The sequence below is a fragment of the Bacillus sp. AP50 genome, from assembly GCF_040492675.1.
In the GTDB taxonomy this organism is placed as follows: Bacteria; Bacillota; Bacilli; order Bacillales; family Bacillaceae_G; genus Bacillus_A; species Bacillus_A cereus.
In genome coordinates this window covers 1-2,868 of the sequence record NZ_JBEUTW010000667.1, presented here as the reverse complement: position 1 = coordinate 2,868, position 2,868 = coordinate 1, and the positions used below count along the sequence as shown (strand labels likewise).

Genomic DNA, 2,868 nt, shown 5'->3' with positions numbered 1-2,868 from the left:
TAACCAATATTAAATATATTGACTATAGGTATAATACCTCTTTAATTATAAAGATTTCAACACCACAATACCGTTGCCTACAAAGAATTATTAAAAATGAAAAATAAGGAGTTGCATAATAATGAAGCTATCTCCGGTTACCTCAAAAAATATAGTTGCTGTTGGTTATAATCCTTTTTCTATGATTTTGCGAATCCAATTAAAGCATGGTATGTATGATTTCTTTAATGTACCAGAAAGCATTTATACTGGCCTATTACATGCACAATCTAAAAGTTATTATCATAATACTTACATTAAAAATTCTTTCCGCCACACAAAAATTTAAACTTAACACCCACTAAAAAAGAAAGGAGGTTAATCCTCCTTTCTTTTAAAAACATTTGGCAGATGAATTATCTTCGATTTCTCTTATTAATTTCATCATATGCTTGAATTTGTTTTTTCAAACGCCGATCAGCTTTTTTATCATGCACTACAAGAATTGCGTGTATAACTCCTGGAACCCAAAATATTAATGTTAATATGAAATTTATGATTGCCTGAATTGGTTTTCCACAAAATAATACAGCAACAGGTGGAAGAAAAATTGCTAATAAATACATCATCCCTTGAAAACTCCTTATTTTGTATTTTATATATCACTTTTCAAAATATACGCAAAAAAACCTACTACCATTTTAATCTTAACCTGCCTCTAAAATCAATGTATCTCCTTCTATTTATATAAGTATTTCAGACTTTTCATTGTTTTCTAGCCTATTTTCTTCCTCTATTGCAGTTATTCCAATTGCGGAAATTAACGTTCCTATCGCTTGTATCCAAATACCAATGAGTGCAATGATTCTCTCATCCTTCTTATCAAAAATACTATCTTTATTTTCTTTCTCATCTTTCAATACATTTAAAACACCTTGATACGCTTGTAATCCAGCTCCTAAACTTTGCATGGAGTTACCCAGTATAATAATTTTCTGTAATACATTTATATCCACCAAAGCTGCTTCTACTCCTAAAAAAGCACCAATCGATTGTAAACTGTTCCCTGTAATGATAAGATAATCATTTTCTTTCAATTGTTCATTTATATTAAAATATATTCCTATTACATTTGATATATTTCCTAATGCTAATAACTCAATTCCTATTTGATCAAGTAATTTACTTTGATTCTCTCTTTTTTCTTCCCCATCATCATAATTGCTCGCAATGATTTGTAATATATACCCGAGGGCTTGTAATGAGCTTCCTACAATAACAAGTTCCGATTCAACTTTCTCTTCTCCAATAAATCCTCTTGTCGTTCCAATAGCAGCTGTAAGATTCCCCCCTACTTGAAACCATGCCCCTGTCACTTTTAAACTGCTTGGATTCATTTTTATCACCTATTCAAATATTTTCTAAAGCTTTCAAAACAAACAAATCTCACCCTTAATCTTTTATTTTATTTTTCAGATGTAATTTTGTGAATGATATAATGTGCTACTAATGTAAAAAGCACCTTAAAGGTGCTTTTTATACGCATGCTGGGCATGTCAATGAATCTCCATTTTTATCTATTGTTATATTCAATATATATTCAATCGCTTTATGTGACCAAGTTTCAGGTGTAGGCGATTCATTTATATATTGTGGCGCACATGACTTCAGCATTGGAGTACTAATACTCCCTCCAGGATCTAAAGCAACTACAGCCATGCCATGGGGTAATTCCAGGGCCATAGATTTAGTGATACCTTCAATTGCAAATTTCGAGGCACAATATGGCGCAAGCTCAGCTTCACCTTCTCTCCCCCAACTAGAACTCATATTAATGATAATTCCTTCTTTCCTAGCTACCATTGCGGGAACAAACGCTCTTATTACATTTACTACACCATTCACGTTTACATTCATTACATTTTCGAATTCTTGAGCCATAATTTTCCAAAGTTGTGCATTTTGATTTACAATCGATGCATTATTTATTATCAGATCGGGAGCCATATGTCTATTAAGTATATAATTTGCCCAATCGTTAACTTGCTGAGAATCTGAAACATCAATTACTTGGAAATCATGTATTTTACTGTACTGTTTTTTTAGTTCTTCAATTTTATTTTTTGAACGTCCACAACCATATATGTTCCACCCTAATTCATGAAATCGATCAACCATCGCACGTCCTAACCCTTGTGTCACGCCTGTAATAATTACAGATTTACTAATTTCTTTTCGCTTCATTTCTCTCATCCTCCTTCCCTATATCTTACTCTCTTCATTTTTATTCAGCGATTTACTATAGTATCAACTCAACTCATACTTTAGTAATGGTTTTGATATTGCATACATAAGCAAAAAAAGTAACCATCATGGTTACTTTTTGCTATATATCTAAAAATTCATTGTTTATTTCATTATTGTTTTTACATTTCAACTTCTCTTTTCCACATTTCTCACACTGGTAAATATAAACTACACCTAATATACCTTTTTTAAAATCCTCATTATCCTGCATCTTAATAAAAATATATTTATGTTTACAATGCGATTCACCCAAATAATTTTTAAACCACTTTTTCAACACAACACATTCCACCTTTATGATAGAACCTTTATTTAGCTGCTTTATTACATACTTTTATTTAAATGTTCAATCTCATCTTGCAATTTTTTAAATTGCTCAAAATGCATGGTAATAGATTGGCTACTACCATAATCAACATTTTGTTTCACTAATATAACACCCGTGTCATGAAAAAGCGCTTCAAGTTCTTTCCTAATAGACACTTTCGCAATATGAGCTGTTTTAATTGCAGATAAAATTGCAATTTCATTAAACTTTAATTTTATTTCATTTGGACAAAATGCGTCTTCAACTAATATAAC

6 protein-coding genes are annotated in these 2,868 nt (G+C 31.1%); 1 reads left to right on the top strand and 5 read right to left on the bottom strand.

The window, feature by feature from the left end; all coding sequences use genetic code 11:
- The first annotated feature begins 121 nt into the window (after positions 1-121).
- On the top strand, positions 122-328 hold the full coding sequence (locus tag ABWK52_RS28150) for a KTSC domain-containing protein (protein WP_000777843.1): 207 nt from the start codon (positions 122-124) through the stop codon (positions 326-328).
- Between the two features lie 67 nt (positions 329-395).
- Here the strand turns inward: ABWK52_RS28150 and ABWK52_RS28145 are convergent, their stop codons facing one another.
- The 5 genes from ABWK52_RS28145 to ABWK52_RS28125 all read right to left on the bottom strand — a co-directional run.
- On the bottom strand, positions 396-608 hold the full coding sequence (locus ABWK52_RS28145) for a YqaE/Pmp3 family membrane protein (RefSeq protein WP_000990219.1): 213 nt from the start codon (positions 606-608) through the stop codon (positions 396-398).
- A 114-nt stretch (positions 609-722) separates the two neighbouring features.
- The gene (locus ABWK52_RS28140) at positions 723-1,376 is read right to left on the bottom strand and encodes a DUF6944 family repetitive protein (protein WP_001070041.1); all 654 of its coding nucleotides are present in this window, start codon (positions 1,374-1,376) and stop codon (positions 723-725) included.
- A gap of 139 nt (positions 1,377-1,515) precedes the next feature.
- Positions 1,516-2,223, bottom strand: coding sequence for an SDR family oxidoreductase (locus ABWK52_RS28135; protein ID WP_087948375.1), 708 nt, complete (start codon positions 2,221-2,223; stop codon positions 1,516-1,518).
- A 142-nt stretch (positions 2,224-2,365) separates the two neighbouring features.
- Positions 2,366-2,566: a hypothetical protein gene (locus tag ABWK52_RS28130; protein WP_000915140.1), complete on the bottom strand. Its 201-nt coding sequence runs from the start codon at positions 2,564-2,566 to the stop codon at positions 2,366-2,368.
- A 44-nt stretch (positions 2,567-2,610) separates the two neighbouring features.
- On the bottom strand, positions 2,611-2,868 hold a 258-nt coding region (locus ABWK52_RS28125; RefSeq protein ID WP_353772314.1), incomplete at its 5' end, for a hypothetical protein.